The organism is Kribbella sp. NBC_01505 (assembly GCF_045040285.1).
In the GTDB taxonomy this organism is placed as follows: Bacteria; Actinomycetota; Actinomycetes; order Propionibacteriales; family Kribbellaceae; genus Kribbella.
Genome location: NZ_CP109425.1, coordinates 73,039 through 90,291 on the forward strand (window position 1 = coordinate 73,039; position 17,253 = coordinate 90,291).

The window sequence follows — 17,253 nt, forward strand, 5'->3', positions numbered from 1 at the left end:
GCGCCGCCGTGGAGTGCGACCCTTCCAGAACTGTCGAAGCGCTTCGACGCCCCTCGGAACGCGCCGTTTCGACCGCCGTCGACAGCCACCGAACGCCCGGAGACGACAACCGATGACCCAGTCAGACGACGTGTTCCGCGATCCGCAGCGCCCTGTGGCCGACCGGGTCGCCGACCTGTTGGAACGGCTCGACCCCGCCGAGAAGCTCGGGCTTCTCCATCAGCACCAGGCTGCCGTTCCGCGGCTGGGCGTAGGCCCCTTCCGGACCGGCACAGAGGCCTTGCACGGGGTCGCCTGGCTCGGTCCTGCGACCGTCTTCCCGCAGGCCGTCGGCCTCGCGACCAGTTGGAACACCGACCTGCTGCACGCCGTGGGCATCGCGGTCGGCTCCGAAGTACGCGCGTTTCACGACAAGGATCCGGCTGCCGTCGGACTGAACGTCTGGGCGCCGGTCGTGAACCCGCTGCGCGATCCCCGCTGGGGCCGCAACGAGGAGGGGTACAGCGAGGACCCCTGGCTGACCGGAGAGCTCGCGATCGCGTTCGGCTCCGGACTGGCCGGAGACGGTTCCGGACCGTTGCAGACGGCACCGACCCTCAAGCATTTCCTTGCCTACAACAACGAGACCGACCGCTGTACGACGTCGAGCAGCATGCCCGCCCGGGTCCTCCGGGAATACGAGCTGCCTGCCTTCGAAGCGCCCCTGCGGGCCGGAGCAGCAGTCGCCGTGATGCCGTCGTACAACCTCGTCAACGGCCGCCCGGCACACCTCACTCCGCTGATCAACGACGTACTGCGGGGATGGTCCGATCAGGAAGTGCTGGTGGTCAGCGACGCGGGCGCACCGGCGAACCTGTTCGGCCTGCAGGACTACTGCCCGGATGGTGCGACCGCCTATGCCGCGGCGCTTCGCGCGGGAGTGGACAGCTTCACCCAGGACGACAACGATGCGGGCCCGAGCACGCGGTTCCTCGAGGAGGCCTTGACACGCGAGCTGATCACTCAGCAGGACATCGACCGTGCCGCCGCACGCGCCCTCACCTTGCGTTTCCGGCTCGGCGAATTCGATCCGGCCGGAGAACCTACGGCTCCGGACATCGTGGGTTGCCAGGCACATCGCGACCTGTCCCGAGAGGCTGCCCGGCAGTCTTTCGTGCTGCTCAAGAACGACGACCTCCTACCACTGCCCACCGACGTACGGCGAGTCGCGGTGCTCGGGCCGTTGGCAGACACCCTGCAAGAGGATTGGTACTCGGGCACCTTGCCCTACCAGGTGACTGCCGTGAAGGCGCTGACCGAGCGGCTCGGCCCGGATGCCGTCGAGTACTGCGAAGGCGCGGATCGGGTGCAGTTCGGTGCCGCGGGGATGGCTCTCGAGGCGGCAGAGGACGGCGTGGTCGGGCTGACCAGGTCGAGCGCCGGATTCGACCTCTTCGATTGGGGCGGCGACGTCTGCACCTTGCGTTCGGTCCGAACCGGCCGCTATCTGACCGTTGCCGACGACGGCATCCTGCGCGCCGATCACCCCGGCCCGAACAGCTGGGTGGTCAACGAGACCTTCACACTGGTCCGGATCGAGGACGGCAAGTGCCTGCTGCGGCACCACACCTCCGGCCGCTATGTCACCAGGCAGGATGACGGCCGGATCGACGTCAGCGCGGACGGCCAGTCGGCAGCCACCGTGTTCGAGTTCACCAGAGTCGTCGACGGCGCCGTACTGGCTGCCGCCGCGGCCGCCCGCGCCGAGGTCGCAGTGGTTGTCGTCGGCAACCATCCGCTGGTGAACGGGCGCGAGACCGAGGACCGGATCAGCCTGGATCTGCCGGCCGGCCAGGAGCGGCTGGTCCGCGCCGTACAGGCTGGGAACGCCCGGACGGTCCTGGTGATGTCGAGCAGCTACCCGTTCTCGGTCGGCTGGGCCGATCGCGGCCTGCCCGCGGTCGTCTGGTCTGCGCATGGCGGCCAGGAGTACGGCCATGCTCTCGCCGATGTCCTGTTCGGTGTCGTCGACGCCGCCGGCCGACTGCCGCAGACGTGGTACCGGTCCGCGGCGGACCTGCCCGACCTACTCGACTACGACATCATCACCAGCGACGCCACCTATCAGTACTTCCGTGGCAACCCGCTCTATCCCTTCGGCCACGGCCTGAGCTACACCACCTTCGCGTACGGCGATCTGGAGATCAGCTCGCCCGCGGTCGCCAAGGACGGCGTGGTGCAGGTGACCTGCACGGTGACCAACACCGGGCTCCGGCCAGGGCACGAGGTCGTCCAGCTCTACACCCATCAGCAGAACTCGCGCGTCAAACAACCGTTGCGCCGGCTCCGCGCCGTCCAGCACCTCGACCTGGACCCTGGCGAGTCGGCCCAGGTCGAGCTGACCGTTCCGGTCGCGGACCTCGCGATCTGGGACGTGACCCGCGATCAGTACTGGATCGAGCCGGCCCGGCACAGCATCCTGATCGGACGGTCGTGCACCGACATCCGGCTCAGCGCGGCTGTCGACGTACTCGGCGATCCGATTCCCGACCGTGTCCCGACCGCCGCTCCCCTGCCGGCGGCCGCGTTCGACGAGTACTGCGGTGTCACACTGTCGGACGCCGAGCCCGACCACGGCGACGCCGTACGGTCGGAGCATCCGGGTGCCTGGCTTGCCTTCGCGGACACCGACTTCGGGGCTGGTCCGGCGGACTGTGTGCTGACGGTGGCCAGCGAACTCTCGAAGCCGGCCACCCTTGAGCTCCGGCTCGACGATCCGTACCACGGTTCGGTGCTGGCGACGGTCGAGATTCGGCCGACCGGTCATCGGCACAGCTGGACGCAGGTGAGCGCCGTGCTTGCCCCCGGCTCCGGCGTCCACACGCTGTACGTCGTGTTCGCCGAAGCCGGGCTGTTCCTGCGGGAGCTGACCTTCAGCTGACGGTGACGTCGAAGTGGTCACAGTTGCCTTCAGCCACTGTGGCCACCGGACGACCGTCGGTCAGGGTCAGCTCCACGACCGCCGCGGTACCGCCACCGGGCCGCGGCAGCCGGATCCGTCGTACGTCGCCTTCCGTGGGCTGGTACCAGCGCAGCTCGACTCCGTCGGCCCACTCGTACTCCGGCCGGTCGTCGACCGCACCGATGGGCAGGACGGCTCCCTCGCGGACGTAGACCGGCAAGGTGTCGAAGCCATGCTGCTGGGTGATCCACCGCGAGCCAGTGAGCTGCTCACCGTCCAGCAGGCTCGTCCATCGGCCCTCCGGCAGATAGAACGTCACTGCGCCATCGGCACTCAGTACCGGCGCGACGAGGATGTCCGGGCCGAGCATGTACTGGCGGTCGAGATGGCTGACCGCGGGATCGTCCGGGAACTCCAGCCCCATCGGCCGCATCATCGGCGTACCGGTCTGATGCGCTTGTTCCGCGACCTCGGCGAGGTAGGGCATCAGCGACAGCTTGAGCTTGGTGAACCGGCGCAGCACCGTCACGGCTTCGTCGTCGAAGGCCCACGGCACCCGATAGGAACCGGAGCCGTGCAGCCTCGAGTGCGACGACAGCAACCCGAACGGGACCCAGCGCTTGAAGACTGCGGCGTCCGGCGTTCCTTCGAAGCCACCGATGTCGTGACTCCAGTAGCCGAAGCCGGACGACGCCAGCGACAGGCCACCGCGGAGTGATTCGGCCATGGCCTCGAACGTCGACTCGCAGTCGCCGCCCCAGTGGACCGGGAACTGCTGCCCACCGGCCGTGGCGGAACGGGCGAACAGGACTGCGTCGCCATCACCACGGTTCTCCCGGAGCAGGTCGAACACCGCCTCGTTGTACAGGTGCGGGTAGTAGTTGTGCATGCGCTCCGGGTCGGAACCGTCGTACCAGCTGACGTCGGTCGGGATCCGCTCGCCGAAGTCGGTCTTGAAGCAGTCCACCCCGAGATCGATGAGCGCCTGCAGCTTCGACCGGTACCAGGCCGTCGCGGCCGGATTGGTGAAGTCGACGATCGCCATCCCGGCCTGCCACTTGTCCCACTGCCAGACCGAGCCGTCGGGTCGCGCTAGCAGATAGCCGTGCTCGCGGCCTTCCTCGAACAGCACCGAGCGCTGCGCAATGTACGGATTGATCCACAGGCTCACCCGCAGGCCGCGCTCTTTCAGCCGCCGGACCATGCCGGCCGGATCCGGGAAGGCGATCGGATCCCAGACGAAGTCGCACCAGTGGAACTGCCGCATCCAGAAGCAGTCGAAGTGGAAGACGCTCAGCGGCAGGTCCCGTTCGGCCATCCCGTCGACGAACGACGCGACCGTCGGCTCGTTGTAGTCCGTGGTGAACGACGTGGACAGCCACAACCCCATCGACCAGGCCGGCACTCGCGCCGGACGTCCGCTCAGGCCGGTGTAGCGGCGCAGGACCTCCTTCGGCGTCGGGCCCGCGAAGACGAGGTACCGCAGCTCCTGGCCCTCGACGCTGAACTGGTTGCGCGAGACGACCTCCGACCCGACCTCGAACGACACATGCGCCGGCGAATCGACCAGTACGCCGTACCCTCGGCTGCTCGAGAAGAACGGGACGTTCTTGTACGCCTGCTCACTCGACGTACCGCCGTCGGCGTTCCAGATGTCGACGACCTGGCCGTTCTTCACCAACGGGCCGAACCGCTCACCGAGGCCGTAGATGCTCTCCCCGACACCCAGCGCCAACTGCTCGTGCAGGAACTGCCGCCCCTCCGAGTCGGTGATCAGCCCGACGCTCCTGGCACCGGAGCCGGTCAGCTCACCCCGGCTGTCCTCGAAGCGCAGATCCCACGGCCCGTCGAGCCGCAGTACGGCGGTCAGGTCACCGCTGGTGAGCCGCGCGGTCGTGTCGTCCACCTCGACCTTGACCGGGTGCTGGTCGTCGTTCTGCAGCTCGAAGCCCGGTCGGGCCGGTACGCCGCCGGCGTGGTGCACGATCCGGACCCCGATCACGCCCTCCGCGGGCGCGTCGAGCGTCACCGTGAACAGCGGCTGGTTCAGCGTGTCGCCGCGGCCGTCGATGCGCCGCGCGGGCGCGAAAGCGGTCAGAGAGCGCTCCCCCGCCTCGACACTCTCAACGCCGGCGGGCGACAACCGGCTCACCCCGGGCCGCAACTGCCAGTAACCATCGGTGAACTTCATGAGCGGCCTTCCGGTCGGCAGTGTCGCTTTCGTCAATCGTCGAAGCGCTTCGACGAATGTAGGTGTGCGCTTGTTCAAGGGTCAAGAGCGAGCCGGACCACGACTGATCCCGCCAGTGGGTTTATCGATATACTTCCCCGACCCGCTTGACCGACCAGAGGACCTACTTGTGACCAGCACGCGTGCGGTTGTCGATCTGGACCTGCCCGGAGCCCGGATCAGCCGCCATCTCTACGGCCACTTCGCCGAACATCTCGGGCGCTGCATCTACGGTGGGTTCTGGGTCGGCGAGGACTCCCCGATCCCGAACGTCCGCGGTATCCGCACCGACGTGGTCGAGGCGCTGCGCGCGCTGCAGATCCCGAACCTGCGCTGGCCGGGCGGCTGCTTCGCCGACGAGTACCACTGGCGCGACGGGGTCGGCCCGCGCGACGAGCGGCCGACGATGGTCAACACCCACTGGGGCAACGTCGTCGAGGACAACAGCTTCGGCACCCACGAGTTCCTCGACCTCTGCGAACTACTCGGCGCCGACCCGTACATCAGCGGCAACGTCGGCTCGGGCTCGGTCCGCGAGATGCGCGAGTGGGTCGACTACCTGACCGGGGTCGGCGAGTCGCCGATGACCAACCTACGGCGCGCGAACGGCCGGGAAGAGCCGTGGCGGGTCCCGTTCTGGGGGATCGGCAACGAGTCGTGGGGCTGCGGCGGCAACATGCGCGCCGAGGCGTACGCCGACCTGGCGCGGCAGTACGCGACCTACTGCCGCGACCACGGCGACAACAAGCTCTACCGGGTCGCCACCGGAGCGAACGCCGACGACTACAACTGGACCGAGACGCTGATGCGCACGATCGGCGGTTGCGGCAAGGGCCCGCTGCAGGCGATCTCGCTGCACTACTACACGATCGCCGGCGACTGGGAGGACAAGGGCCACGCCACCGACTTCAGCCTCGACGAGTACTACGCGACGCTGGCGAAGGCGGGCAAGATCGACGAACTGCTGCGCCGGCACTCGACCGTGATGGACGTCTTCGACCCCTGCGGCAAGGTCGGCCTCGTGCTCGACGAGTGGGGCACCTGGTGGAATGTTGCCGAAGGCACCAACCCAGGATTCCTGTACCAGCAGAACACGATCCGTGACGCGCTGGTCGCGAGCCTGCACTTCGACACCTTCCACCGGCACGCGGCCCGGCTGACGATGGCCAACATCGCGCAGACCGTCAACGTCCTGCAGGCGATGATCCTCACCGACCCGGACACCGGCGCCCTGGTCCGCACCCCGACGTACCACGTCTTCGAGATGAACACCGGCCACCACGACGCCGACAGCCTGGCCGTCCACCTCCTGGACGCCCCCAGCCGGAACGAGATCCCCCTGATCTCCGCCTCGGCCTCCACCAAGGACGACACCGCCCTGATCTCCCTGTCGAACCTCGACGCCGAGTCCGCCCAGTCGATCATCCTCGACCTTCGCGGCCGCGACATCGCCAACTACACAGCCCGCATCCTCACCGCTCCATCACCCCAGGCCCACAACACACCGACCGGTCCCGAGACCGTGGCCCCGCAACCCTTCACCGACCTCAGCAACCACCCCCGCGGCCTGGCCCTGACGATCCCACCACACTCCTACCTGACGATCACCCTCACCCTCGCCTGACACCCGCGTCAGCCTTTGGGGAGCTTGGGCTCCACGATCTTGGCGGCCTTCTCGGCGACCACGCAGGCGGCGTCGGAGTCGGTGGATACCGAAGCGATGTCCACCCGGGACTTGCCGACCGCCATCGCAATCGTGCAACCGGTGGGCGGGATGGGCGCCTTGACCGCCTTGCGTCCGTTGACATCACCGGGCGCAAGGCCACCGCCCTGGTCACTGACCGTGTCGATCGCCTGGAGGTCCCTGGCGATCACGCTCACAGTGAGCGCGTCGTCGCTCGCACTGGCCCGGACCCTGATGAACCGGCAGGTCCGGACACCGGCGCTCACCTCTGCGGCTTCCGGCTTGCCGAACTTGGCAATCGAGCCGAACCCGTTGACGGCGACCAGCGTGCAGGGGTCCAGGTTCTCCGTAGAGGGGCCGGCGGACGCACTCGCCGTCGCCGAAGGAACAGACGCGGTGGTCACCGGCGAGCTACCCGAAGTGGGCGTTCCGGCGTTGCCCGCCCCACAACTCGCCAGCAGCAGCGCAACCACCGCAAGCGGGAGAGTGGAACGAAGAGCCCTGGAAATCACTTGATGTCCTTCTTCTGTCGACAGCCGGTCGCCTCGCACCATAGTCCGCCAAGGGATCGCCAGTGGGGATCCCCCACCGCCCAACGCTTCCAGCGCGGCCACCGGATCCAGCGCCACGCGTGACTATGCGGCATGCTGACTGTTAGCGTTAACTGTTGTCAGTTCCCCGCTCATCGTCCGACCAGTTGGCCCGGGCATCATCACAGAGGGCATTGCATGACCACAGGTGTTAACGCTCACACTCAGTACGTCGTCGGAGTCGACTTCGGGACGTTGTCGGGCCGGGCCGTGGTGGTCCGGGTCGCGGACGGGGCCGAGGTGGGGACCTCGGTGTACGAGTACCGGCACGGGGTGATCGACAACCGGCTTCCCGGGTCCGACGTCATGCTCGGGCCGGCTTGGGCTTTGCAGGCGCCGAGCAACTGGCGCGACGTACTGCGGCATGCGGTTCCGGACGCGGTCGCGGCGGCCGGTATCTCGGCGACCGACGTGGTCGGGATCGGCACCGACTTCACCGCGTGCACGGTCCTGCCGACACTGGCCGACGGTACGCCGTTGTGTGAGGTGCACGGGCTGTGGTTCCGGCCGCATGCGTGGCCGAAGCTGTGGAAGCACCACGCAGCACAGCCGCAGGCCGACCGGATCAACGCGGTCGCCGAGGAACGCGGTGAGCCCTGGTTGTCGCGGTACGGCGGGCGGATCTCCTCGGAATGGGAGTTCGCCAAGGCGCTTCAGGTGCTCGAGGAGGACCCGGAGATCTACCGGCGCGCGGATCGCTGGATCGAGGCGGCCGACTGGATCGTCTGGCAGCTGACCGGCGTCGAGACCCGCAACGTGTGCACCGCCGGCTACAAGGGCATCCACACCGAGGACGGCTACCCGTCCCGGGAGTACTTGGAGGCGCTCAATCCGGCGTTCGGTGACTTCACCGAGAAGCTGGAGCACCTGTTGTCTCCGCTCGGCGGACTGGCCGGCCGCCTCACCACCGAGGCGGCCGCCCTGACCGGCCTCCCGGCAGGCATCGCCGTCGCGGTCGGCAACGTCGACGCCCACGTCACCGCGGCCGCGGCCGATGCGGTCCGGCCAGGTCAACTCGTCGCGATCATGGGTACGTCGACCTGCCACGTGATGTCGTCCGAACAGCTCGCCGAGGTCCCTGGCATGTGCGGCGTCGTCCGGGACGGCATCGTCGACGGCCTGTGGGGGTACGAGGCCGGGCAGTCAGCGGTCGGCGACATCTTCGGCTGGTTCGTGGACACCTGCGTGCCGCGTGAGTATCACACCGAGGCGCAGCTTCGCGGCGAGACCGTGCACGACCACCTGGCCGCACTCGCCGAGCAGCAGCCGGTCGGCGGGCACGGCCTGATCGCCCTCGACTGGCACAACGGGAACCGGTCGGTCCTGGTCGACCACGACCTGTCCGCCGTGGTGATCGGCCAGACGCTCGACACCCAGCCGGAGGACACCTACCGCGCGCTGATCGAGGCCACCGCGTTCGGTACCCGCACGATCCTCGACGCCTTCGACAAATCCGGCGTACCCGTCAACGAGTTCATCGTCGCCGGTGGCCTGCTGAAGAACCGGCTGGTGATGCAGATCTACGCCGACGTCCTGCGCCGCCCGCTGTCGGTGATCCGGTCCGCGCAGGGACCCGCCCTCGGCTCGGCGATCCACGCGGCCGTTGCCGCCGGCGCCTATTCGGACGTCAAGGAGGCGGCGGCCGCGATGGGCGGGCGCACCGAGTCCGCCTTCGTCCCCGACCCCGACCGCGCCGACGTGTACGACCGCCTGTACGCCGAGTATCGCGCCCTGCACGACTACTTCGCGGGCGAGCGGCACGGCGGCAGCGGCGTACTGCATCGGCTGCGCGCTCTCCGGAACGAGGTGGCCAAATGACGCTCAGCCAGATCCGCGAAGAGGTCCGTGCCCTGCACGCCGAGCTGGTTCGCTACGGCCTCGTCGCCTGGACGGCCGGCAACGTGTCCGGCCGGGTGCCCGGCGAGGATCTGTTCGTCATCAAGCCCAGCGGGATCTCGTACGACGACCTGCATCCCGACGCGATCGTCGTGTGCGATCTGGACGGCAAGGTGGTGGAGGGCGATCTCGATCCGTCGAGCGACACCGCGGCTCACGCCTATGTGTACCGCGAACTGCCTGAGGTCGGCGGGGTCGTGCACACCCACTCGACGTACGCGACCGCTTGGGCCGCGCGCGGCGAACCGATCCCGTGCGTGCTGACAGCCATGGCCGACGAGTTCGGCGGCGAGATCCCGGTCGGGCCGTTCGCCCTGATCGGCAACGACGACATCGGCCGCGGCATCGTGGCGACGCTGGCCGGGCACCGCTCCCCCGCGGTCCTGATGCGCAACCACGGCGTCTTCACGATCGGCAAGGACGCCAAGGCAGCCGTGAAGGCCGCTGTGATGTGCGAGGACGTCGCCCGCACCGTGCACCTCGCCCGGTCGGCCGGTGACCTCGTGACCATCGCGGAGGACGACGTCGACCGGCTTTACGACCGCTATCAGAACGTGTACGGCCAACGATGACGGAGACACCTGTGACCTCGACCGAAGTGTGGTTCCTGACCGGCAGTCAGAGCCTGTACGGCGCGGAGACCCTGCGCCAGGTGGCTGAGCAGTCGCGCGGTCTGGCCGAGCACCTGGAAGCCTCCGGCGACCTGGCGCCGCGCATCGTCTGGAAGGACGTGCTGACCGACGCGGACGCGATCCGCCGGGTCTGCCTGGAGGCGAACGCGAACGACGCCTGTGTCGGCGTGATCGCGTGGATGCACACCTTCTCCCCCGCGAAGATGTGGATCGCCGGCCTCGACGCCCTGCGCACCCCGCTGCTACACCTGCACACGCAGGCGAACGTCGAATTGCCGTGGGCAACGATCGACATGGACTTCATGAACCTGAACCAGGCCGCGCACGGCGACCGCGAGTTCGGCTACATCCAGACCCGGCTCGGCGTCGCCCGGACCACCGTGGCCGGTCACGTCGCCGACCCCGCGGTCCGGGCCCGGATCGCGGTCTGGGCCCGCGCTGCCGCGGGATACGCGGCGATGCGGACGATGCGGGTCGCCCGGTTCGGCGACAACATGCGCGATGTTGCCGTGACCGAAGGCGACAAGGTCGAGGCCCAGCTGCACTTCGGGGTTTCGGTGAACACCTACGGGGTGAACGACCTGGTCGCGGTAGTCGACGAGATCTCCGACAGCGCTGTCGATACTCTGCTCAAGGAGTACGACTTCGACGTCGTACCGGAACTGCGTCCTGGTGGCGAGCGGCATGACTCCCTGCGCTACGCCGCGCGGGTCGAGGCCGGTCTTCGGGCCTTCCTCCTCGACGGTGGCTTCACCGCCTTCACGACGAACTTCGAGGATCTCGGCGGGCTGCGCCAGCTCCCCGGCCTCGCCGTACAGCGGCTGATGGGCGACGGCTACGGCTTCGGCGGCGAGGGCGACTGGAAGACCGCGGTCCTGCTCCGCACGCTGAAGGTTGCAGCCGGCAACCTTCCCGGCGGTACGTCGTTCATGGAGGACTACACCTACAACCTGGCACCGGGCGCGGAGCGGATCCTCGGCGCCCACATGCTCGAGGTCTGCCCGTCCATCGCCGCCGCCACCCCGACCTGCGAGATCCACCCGCTCGGCATCGGCGGCCGCGAAGACCCGGTCCGCCTCGTCTTCGACGCCGCGCCCGGCCCAGGTGTCGTCATCGGCATGGCCGACCTGGGCGACCGCTTCCGCCTGGTCGCCAACGAGATCGACGTAGTCACCCCTGACCACGCCCTCCCCAACCTCCCGGTCGCCCGGGCCGTCTGGAAACCCCGGCCCAACCTCCGCACCTCGGCCGAGTCCTGGCTGACCGCCGGCGGCCCGCACCACACGGTCCTCAGTACGGCGATCGGCGTCGAAGAACTCGCCGACCTCGCCGAGATGACCCGCACCGAGCTGGCAGTCATCGACGCCGACACCACCACCCGCCGCTTCACCCAGGAACTCCGCTGGTCCCAGGCCTACCACCGTCTCGCCCAAGGATTCTGACCCGCGAGGAGACCGCCCCCATGACCCTCATCAACCTGCAGATGGAAGGCGCATCGGGTTCACCAGGCCCGTCCGGTGACACCTACTACCGCGCCCGCAACGTGTACGTCGGCCGCTCTAACGGCTAGTAGGCAACCAGACCCGCATCGCGCCCGGGCCGCGATTGGCCCAGGCGTGGTACGGGATCGCGGTGACGGTGATCGGATCGCCCGACTGCGAATCAGGCTCATACGCCTTGTACAGCTCCGTTTCGAGCGGTCGAACGATCGCGCCGAAGCGGAGGCGTACAAACGCGTCACCCTGCTCCGAGGTGACCGGCACCGAAGCATCGAGCCGCAGCTGCTCGACCAGCACGCCGTCCGGCAGGTCAGCCTGCTCGACGCAGTACACGAGCGGACCGCGAACGATCGCCACGCAACCGCGGACAGCATCGACGCGTTCGTCCGCGCGCACCAGCCGCGGTTCCATCGGCAGGGTGAGCCGGACGGTCGCACCGTCGTCACACGACACCCGCAAGTACTCACCCGGGACCGGCTCGACCAGGACCTTCGCGCCGGTCACCGTGAGGCCGGCACCAGTTGCCCACGAAGGGACGCGGATCGCCAGCTCGCCCTGACCGCTGACTGTCACCAGAACGTCGCCGTCCCAGGGATAGCCCGTCTCGACGACGGCGGTCAGTGAGTCCGCGGTGAACGTCCCCGCACTGAGCAGGTGCAGCTGAAGTCCGGACGCATCCGCGGTCGCCGCGTAGCCGTGCAGCGAGGCGAGCAGGCGGGCCAGATTCGGCGGACAGCAAGCGCAGTCGTACCACGGCAGGCGCTCGCTGGGCGCGTCCTCACTCGAACCGTCGTGGCCGGTGCGGAGCTGCAGCGGGTTGGAGTAGAAGAAGGCAGTGCCGCTCGTCGCCATGGACGCGGCGATGCCGTTGAAGAGAGCGCGCTCCATCTCCTCGGCGTACCGGGCCTGACCGGTCGCCAGCAGCATCCGCCAGCACCATTGCAGTGCGGCGATCGACGCGCAGGTCTCGGCATAGGCACGGTCGGGCGGCAGCTCGTAGGGATCGCCGTACGCCTCGTCGCGGTGCCGGGACCCATGACCTCCGGTGAGATACATCTTGCTGCCGAAGGCGCTGTCCCACAGCTGTTCCATTGCCTTCAGCAACGATGCGTCGCCGTTCTCGAGGTGGAGGTCGGTGACGCCCGCGGCCAGATACAGCTGCCGCACGGAGTGGCCAGTAGCCTCGGTCGCCTCGCGCACCGGCAGGTGATCCTGGAAGTACTGCGGGCCGAAGCCACCGGTCAAGGTCCGTTGGCCACGGCTCTCGACCTGGAACTCGGCCGCGCGCAGGTATGAGTCCTCGCCCGTTTCGCGGTAGAGCTCGACGAGCGCGGTCTCCACTTCGGGGTGCCCGTCAATGTGCGGCAGCTCGACGACCAGGTCCGCGACTCTCCGCGCGATCGCCAGGATGCGCGCATCGCCACCACCACGATGCAAAGCCACGGCAGCCTGCAGGAGATGCCCGGCGCAGTACAGCTCGTGACTGTGTTCGAGCCGCGCGAACCGTTCCTGGTCCGGCGACCCCTGCACGTAGCTGTTGAGGTAGCCATCAGGCTCCTGCACCTGCTCGAGAAGATCCGCCACCTCGGCCAGCACGCCTCCCCACTGGTCGGTGCCGCTGCGGCCCATCTCCCAGCCGATCGCCTCAAGCGTCTTGTAGAGATCCGAATCCGCGAACCAGAAACCGACGAACTTGCCCGGCAGATCATCCTCGATCAGCCGACTGAAGTTCGCCAGCACACCAGTACGCCGGATGTTGTCCAGGCAATGCGGAATAGTGGCCGCCGCGTTGAGCTCCTGCCAGCTGCCCAGAAGCGATGCAGGATCGAACCGTACGGCGCTCAGTGGCAGCGGAGCGACGTACGGGAGTTGTCGTGGTGCTGTGGGTCCCAGCACGGTCATCGAGTCGCTCCGGCTCGGCGTTTGTTGTAGATGTCGAAGGCTACGGCTAGGAGGAGGACCAGGCCTTTGACGACTGACTGGGTTGATTGCTCGACACCCATCAGCTGCATGCCGTTGCTCATCACGGCCATGATCAGGCCACCGACCACGGCGCCGACGACCGTGCCGACACCGCCTGCTACTGCCGCGCCGCCGATGAAGGCGGCTGCGATGGCGTCGAGCTCGAACATGTTGCCGGCGGCGGGCTGGGCGCCGTTGGAGCGGGACGAGTAGATGACACCGGCGACGCCGGCCAGGAAGCCCATGTTGACGAAGATCCAGAAGTTGACCTTGCGGACCTTCACCCCGGACAGCATCGCGGCCGACAGGTTGCCGCCGATCGCATAGACCTGACGCCCGAGGACGCTGCTCTTGGTGATCAGCCCGTAGACGAGCACCAGGACGGCCAGCACGATCAGCACGATCGGCAGGCCACGGGCATGCGCGAGCTGCCAGGCGAAGTACATGACGACCGCAGCGACCACCAGCACCCGGGCGACGAACAGCGGGAACGACTCCACCGGCTGCTCGTACCTGATCCGGGCCAGCCGGGCGCGGAACACACCGACCGTGTACCCGGCGATCGCGACGGCCGCGATCAGCAAGGTGAACGCGTCGTACCCCTGGCCGCCGAGCAGACCGTTGAGGAAGCCGCCGGCCACCTTCTGGTACTCCGGCGGGAACGGCGACAGCGAGACGTTGTCCAGCACCTGCAGAGTCAGGCCCCGGAAGAGCAGCATGCCGGCCAGCGTCACGATGAACGCGGGCATGCCGACGTACGCGACCCAGAAGCCGTGCCAGGCACCGACCGCGACCCCCACCGCTACCGCGGCCAGCGCTCCGATCGCCCACGGCTGCCCGTGCTGGATGACCAGTACGGCGGACACCGCGCCCGTCAGCGCGACGATCGAACCGACCGACAGGTCGATGTGGCCGGCGATGATCAGGATCACCATGCCGATCGCGAGCACCAGGATGTAGGAGTACTGCAGCACGATGTTGGTGATGTTGCCCGGGCTGAGCAGGACCCCGTCGGTCATCACCGCGAACAGCGCCACGATCACGACGAAGGCGATGTAGATACCGCTCTGCCGCAGATTACGCATGGTCTTCCTTGTCAATCGTCATGAGCGCCATCAGGTCTTCCTGGGTGGCCTCGCCCACCGGCAGTTCCCCGGTGATGCGGCCGGCCGACAGCGTGTAGATCCGGTCACAGGTGCCGAGCAGCTCGGGCAGCTCCGACGAGATGACGACGACCGCCTTCCCCTGGGCCACCAGCCGGTTGATGATCGTGTAGATCTCGAACTTGGCGCCGACGTCGATCCCGCGGGTCGGTTCGTCCAGGATCAGTACGTCGGGATCGGTGAAGAGCCATTTCGACAGCACGACCTTCTGCTGGTTGCCGCCGGACAACGTGCCGACGACATCGAGCACCGTGCGGGTCTTGATGTTCAGGTCCCGCCGGCTCGCCTCGGCGACCTTGATCTCCTCGTTGCCGTCGACCCAGCCGCCCCGGGCGAGCTTGTCCAGCCCCGCCGCCGAGACGTTCGTGCGGACGTCGGCGATCAGGTTCAGGCCGTACCGCTTGCGGTCCTCGGTGGCGTAGGCGATGCCGTTGCCGATCGCCTCGGCCACCGTGCGCGCCCGGACCTGCTGCCCGTGCATGAACAGGCGGCCGCTGATGTTGCGTCCGTACGAGCGCCCGAAGACGCTCATCGCCAGCTCGGTCCGGCCCGCGCCCATCAGTCCGGCGATCCCGACCACCTCGCCGGCCCGGACGTTCAGCGCGGCGCCGTCCACGACCTTGCGTTGCTGGGCCGGGTGCCACACCGTCCAGTCCTCGATCCGGAGCACCTCCTCCCCGGGCGCGGAGTCGCGCTCGGGGTAGAAGCTGTCCAGGTCGCGGCCGACCATGCCGCGGATGATCCGCTCCTGGGTCACCTCGCCGGCGCCCATGTCGAGGGTCTCGACCGTGCGGCCGTCCCGGATCACCGTGGTGGAGTCCGCGATCGCGGTGATCTCGCTCAGCTTGTGCGAGATCATGATGCAGGCGATGCCTCGGTCGCGCAGCCGCCGGAGCAGGTCGAGCAGGTGCGCCGAGTCCACGTCGTTCAGGGCCGCGGTCGGCTCGTCGAGGATCAGCAGCCGGACATCCTTCGAGAGCGCCTTGGCGATCTCGACCAGTTGCTGCTTACCGACACCGAGCTGGATCACGGGGGTGACCGGACGCTCGTCCAGCCCCACCGAGGCCAGCAGCTCGCCGGCCTCGGCATTGGCCCGGTTCCAGTCGATCAGACCGTTGCGGCCCCGGCGTTCGTTGCCGAGAAAGATGTTCTCCGCGATCGACAGGTAGGGCACCAGCGCCAGTTCCTGATGGATGATGCCGATCCCCGCGGACTCGCTGTCCCGGATACCGGCGAAGTGCACCGGCTTGCCGTCGAACCTGATCTCACCGTCGTAGCCACCGCTCGGATAGACACCGGACAGCACCTTCATCAGGGTCGACTTGCCGGCCCCGTTCTCGCCGCAGATCGCGTGGATCTCACCCTGCCGGACGGCCAGCGAGACGTCCTGCAGCGCGGTCACCCCGGGGAACCGCTTGGTGATTCCCCGCATCTCGAGCAGTACGTCGGTCACTTGGTCTTACCGGCGGCCACCTGCGCGGCCGTGTAGTAGCCGGAGTCGACCAGCTCCTTGGTCACGTCCTCCTTGAAGACGGTGTGGATCGGCAGCAGGTACGCCGGAACCACCTTGACGCCGTTGTCGTAGGACTTGGTGTCGTTGGCCTCGGGCGTTTTCTTCTGCAGGAACGCCTCCGCCGCGCTGACGGCCTGCTCGGCCAGCTTGCGGGTGTCCTTGAAGATCGTCGAGCTCTGCACCCCGTCGTTGATCAGCTTGACCGACGCGATCTCCGCGTCCTGCCCGGTGACCACCGGCAGCGGGCTGGCCGCCGTACCGTAGCCGACGTTCTGCAGCGCGGTGATGATGCCGCGGGAGATGCCGTCGTACGGCGAGAGGATGCCGGCGACCTTGCTACCGTCGTTGTACGCCGAGGTGAGCAGGTTCTCCATCCGCTTCTGCGCGGTCTCCGGCTGCCAGCGCAGGGTCGCGATCTGCTCGACCTTGGTCTGCTGGGACTTGACGACCAGCGCGCCGCTGTCGAGGTACGGCTTCAGGGCCTCCATGGCGCCCCGGAAGAAGTAGCTGGTGTTGTTGTCGTCCAGCGATCCGGCGAACAGCTCGACGTTGAACGGGCCGGTCTTGGTGCCCTTCGAACCGTCGGCGTTCTCCAGCCCGAGGCCGCGCAGCAGCGCCTTGCCCTGGGCGACACCGACCTTGTAGTTGTCGAAGCTGACGTAGAAGTCGACGTTCTGGCTGCCACGGATCAACCGGTCGTAGGAGATCACCGGGATCTTCTTGTCGGCCGCGGCCTGCAGCTGGCTGCTCAGCGCGGTGCCGTCGACCGCGGCGATCACCAGGACGTCGGCGCCCTGGGTGATCATCTGGTCGACCTGCTGCGACTGGGTCGGGATGTCGTCGTTCGCGTACTGCAGATCGACCTTGTAGCCCTTGGCCTCGAGCTTCTCCTTGACCGCCTTGCCGTCCGCGATCCAGCGCTCCGACGTCTGCGTCGGCATCGCCACCCCGATGGTCAGGTCCTTGGGCTGCTGACTCGCCGTGTCGGTCCCGCCGCCCGCTCCCTGTCCGCCACACGCCGCGAGACCGAGCACGAGCAGGGCGCCACTCAGCGTGGCCACAAACCTCTTGTTCACAAACTTTTCCCTTCCGGGGACACGGCAGACTGTTAGCGCTCACATGTTGGCGCTCACAGTGGTGCAG

The 17,253-nt window shown here is 68.0% G+C and carries 11 protein-coding genes; 5 read left to right on the plus strand and 6 right to left on the minus strand.

What is annotated here, in order from left to right:
* Nucleotides 1–112 precede the first annotated feature (112 nt).
* Complete coding sequence (locus OG474_RS00290) at nucleotides 113–2,920, plus strand: glycoside hydrolase family 3 C-terminal domain-containing protein (RefSeq protein ID WP_405060100.1); 2,808 nt, start codon at nucleotides 113–115, stop codon at nucleotides 2,918–2,920.
* On the opposite strand, the gene yicI is transcribed toward OG474_RS00290, so the two are convergent.
* Nucleotides 2,913–5,132 carry an alpha-xylosidase gene (gene yicI / locus OG474_RS00295; RefSeq protein ID WP_405060102.1) on the minus strand — a complete coding sequence of 740 codons (2,220 nt, stop codon included), beginning with the start codon at nucleotides 5,130–5,132 and terminating at the stop codon, nucleotides 2,913–2,915. The two genes, OG474_RS00290 and yicI, sit on opposite strands and share 8 nt — an antisense overlap.
* A 169-nt stretch (nucleotides 5,133–5,301) precedes the next feature.
* Between yicI and OG474_RS00300 the strand changes: the two genes are divergently transcribed.
* Nucleotides 5,302–6,795, plus strand: coding sequence for an alpha-N-arabinofuranosidase (locus OG474_RS00300; protein WP_405060103.1), 1,494 nt, complete (start codon nucleotides 5,302–5,304; stop codon nucleotides 6,793–6,795).
* Between the two features lie 8 nt (nucleotides 6,796–6,803).
* Here the strand turns inward: OG474_RS00300 and OG474_RS00305 are convergent, their stop codons facing one another.
* Nucleotides 6,804–7,409: a DUF3558 family protein gene (locus OG474_RS00305; RefSeq protein ID WP_405060104.1), complete on the minus strand. Its 606-nt coding sequence runs from the start codon at nucleotides 7,407–7,409 to the stop codon at nucleotides 6,804–6,806.
* A gap of 174 nt (nucleotides 7,410–7,583) precedes the next feature.
* On the opposite strand from OG474_RS00305, the gene araB reads away from it, so the two are divergent.
* Genes araB through araA form a run of 3 tightly spaced genes read left to right on the plus strand, consistent with a single transcriptional unit; the run spans nucleotide 7,584 to nucleotide 11,415 of the window.
* A complete protein-coding gene (gene araB, locus OG474_RS00310; RefSeq protein ID WP_405060105.1) occupies nucleotides 7,584–9,263 on the plus strand; it encodes a ribulokinase in 1,680 nt (559 codons plus the stop codon).
* Nucleotides 9,260–9,913 (plus strand): L-ribulose-5-phosphate 4-epimerase, encoded by a 654-nt coding sequence (locus tag OG474_RS00315; RefSeq protein WP_405060106.1) that lies wholly within the window; start codon nucleotides 9,260–9,262, stop codon nucleotides 9,911–9,913. The genes araB and OG474_RS00315 overlap by 4 nt, the downstream gene beginning before the upstream one ends.
* Complete coding sequence (gene araA, locus OG474_RS00320) at nucleotides 9,910–11,415, plus strand: L-arabinose isomerase (protein ID WP_405060107.1); 1,506 nt, start codon at nucleotides 9,910–9,912, stop codon at nucleotides 11,413–11,415. The genes OG474_RS00315 and araA overlap by 4 nt, the downstream gene beginning before the upstream one ends.
* Before the next feature lie 117 nt (nucleotides 11,416–11,532).
* Here the strand turns inward: araA and OG474_RS00325 are convergent, their stop codons facing one another.
* Genes OG474_RS00325 through chvE form a run of 4 tightly spaced genes read right to left on the minus strand, consistent with a single transcriptional unit; the run spans nucleotide 11,533 to nucleotide 17,186 of the window.
* Nucleotides 11,533–13,374 (minus strand): glycoside hydrolase family 127 protein, encoded by a 1,842-nt coding sequence (locus OG474_RS00325; RefSeq protein ID WP_405060109.1) that lies wholly within the window; start codon nucleotides 13,372–13,374, stop codon nucleotides 11,533–11,535.
* Nucleotides 13,371–14,519: a multiple monosaccharide ABC transporter permease gene (gene mmsB, locus OG474_RS00330; RefSeq protein ID WP_405060110.1), complete on the minus strand. Its 1,149-nt coding sequence runs from the start codon at nucleotides 14,517–14,519 to the stop codon at nucleotides 13,371–13,373. Before mmsB ends, OG474_RS00325 begins: the two co-directional genes overlap by 4 nt.
* Nucleotides 14,512–16,050 (minus strand): multiple monosaccharide ABC transporter ATP-binding protein, encoded by a 1,539-nt coding sequence (gene mmsA / locus OG474_RS00335; protein ID WP_405060111.1) that lies wholly within the window; start codon nucleotides 16,048–16,050, stop codon nucleotides 14,512–14,514. Before mmsA ends, mmsB begins: the two co-directional genes overlap by 8 nt.
* Nucleotides 16,047–17,186 carry a multiple monosaccharide ABC transporter substrate-binding protein gene (gene chvE, locus OG474_RS00340; RefSeq protein WP_405060112.1) on the minus strand — a complete coding sequence of 380 codons (1,140 nt, stop codon included), beginning with the start codon at nucleotides 17,184–17,186 and terminating at the stop codon, nucleotides 16,047–16,049. The genes mmsA and chvE overlap by 4 nt, the downstream gene beginning before the upstream one ends.
* Nucleotides 17,187–17,253 lie beyond the last annotated feature (67 nt).

Bases quoted from the DNA above. Each gene is read 5' to 3' on its own strand.
- OG474_RS00325 (WP_405060109.1), bottom strand. From the start codon at position 13,374: ATGACCGTGCTGGGACCCACAGCACCACGACAACTCCCGTACGTCGCT.
- OG474_RS00305 (WP_405060104.1), bottom strand. From the start codon at position 7,409: ATGGTGCGAGGCGACCGGCTGTCGACAGAAGAAGGACATCAAGTGATT.
- OG474_RS00315 (WP_405060106.1), top strand. From the start codon at position 9,260: ATGACGCTCAGCCAGATCCGCGAAGAGGTCCGTGCCCTGCACGCCGAG.
- yicI (WP_405060102.1), bottom strand. From the start codon at position 5,132: ATGAAGTTCACCGATGGTTACTGGCAGTTGCGGCCCGGGGTGAGCCGG.
- OG474_RS00290 (WP_405060100.1), top strand. From the start codon at position 113: ATGACCCAGTCAGACGACGTGTTCCGCGATCCGCAGCGCCCTGTGGCC.
- mmsB (WP_405060110.1), bottom strand. From the start codon at position 14,519: ATGCGTAATCTGCGGCAGAGCGGTATCTACATCGCCTTCGTCGTGATC.
- araA (WP_405060107.1), top strand. From the start codon at position 9,910: ATGACGGAGACACCTGTGACCTCGACCGAAGTGTGGTTCCTGACCGGC.
- araB (WP_405060105.1), top strand. From the start codon at position 7,584: ATGACCACAGGTGTTAACGCTCACACTCAGTACGTCGTCGGAGTCGAC.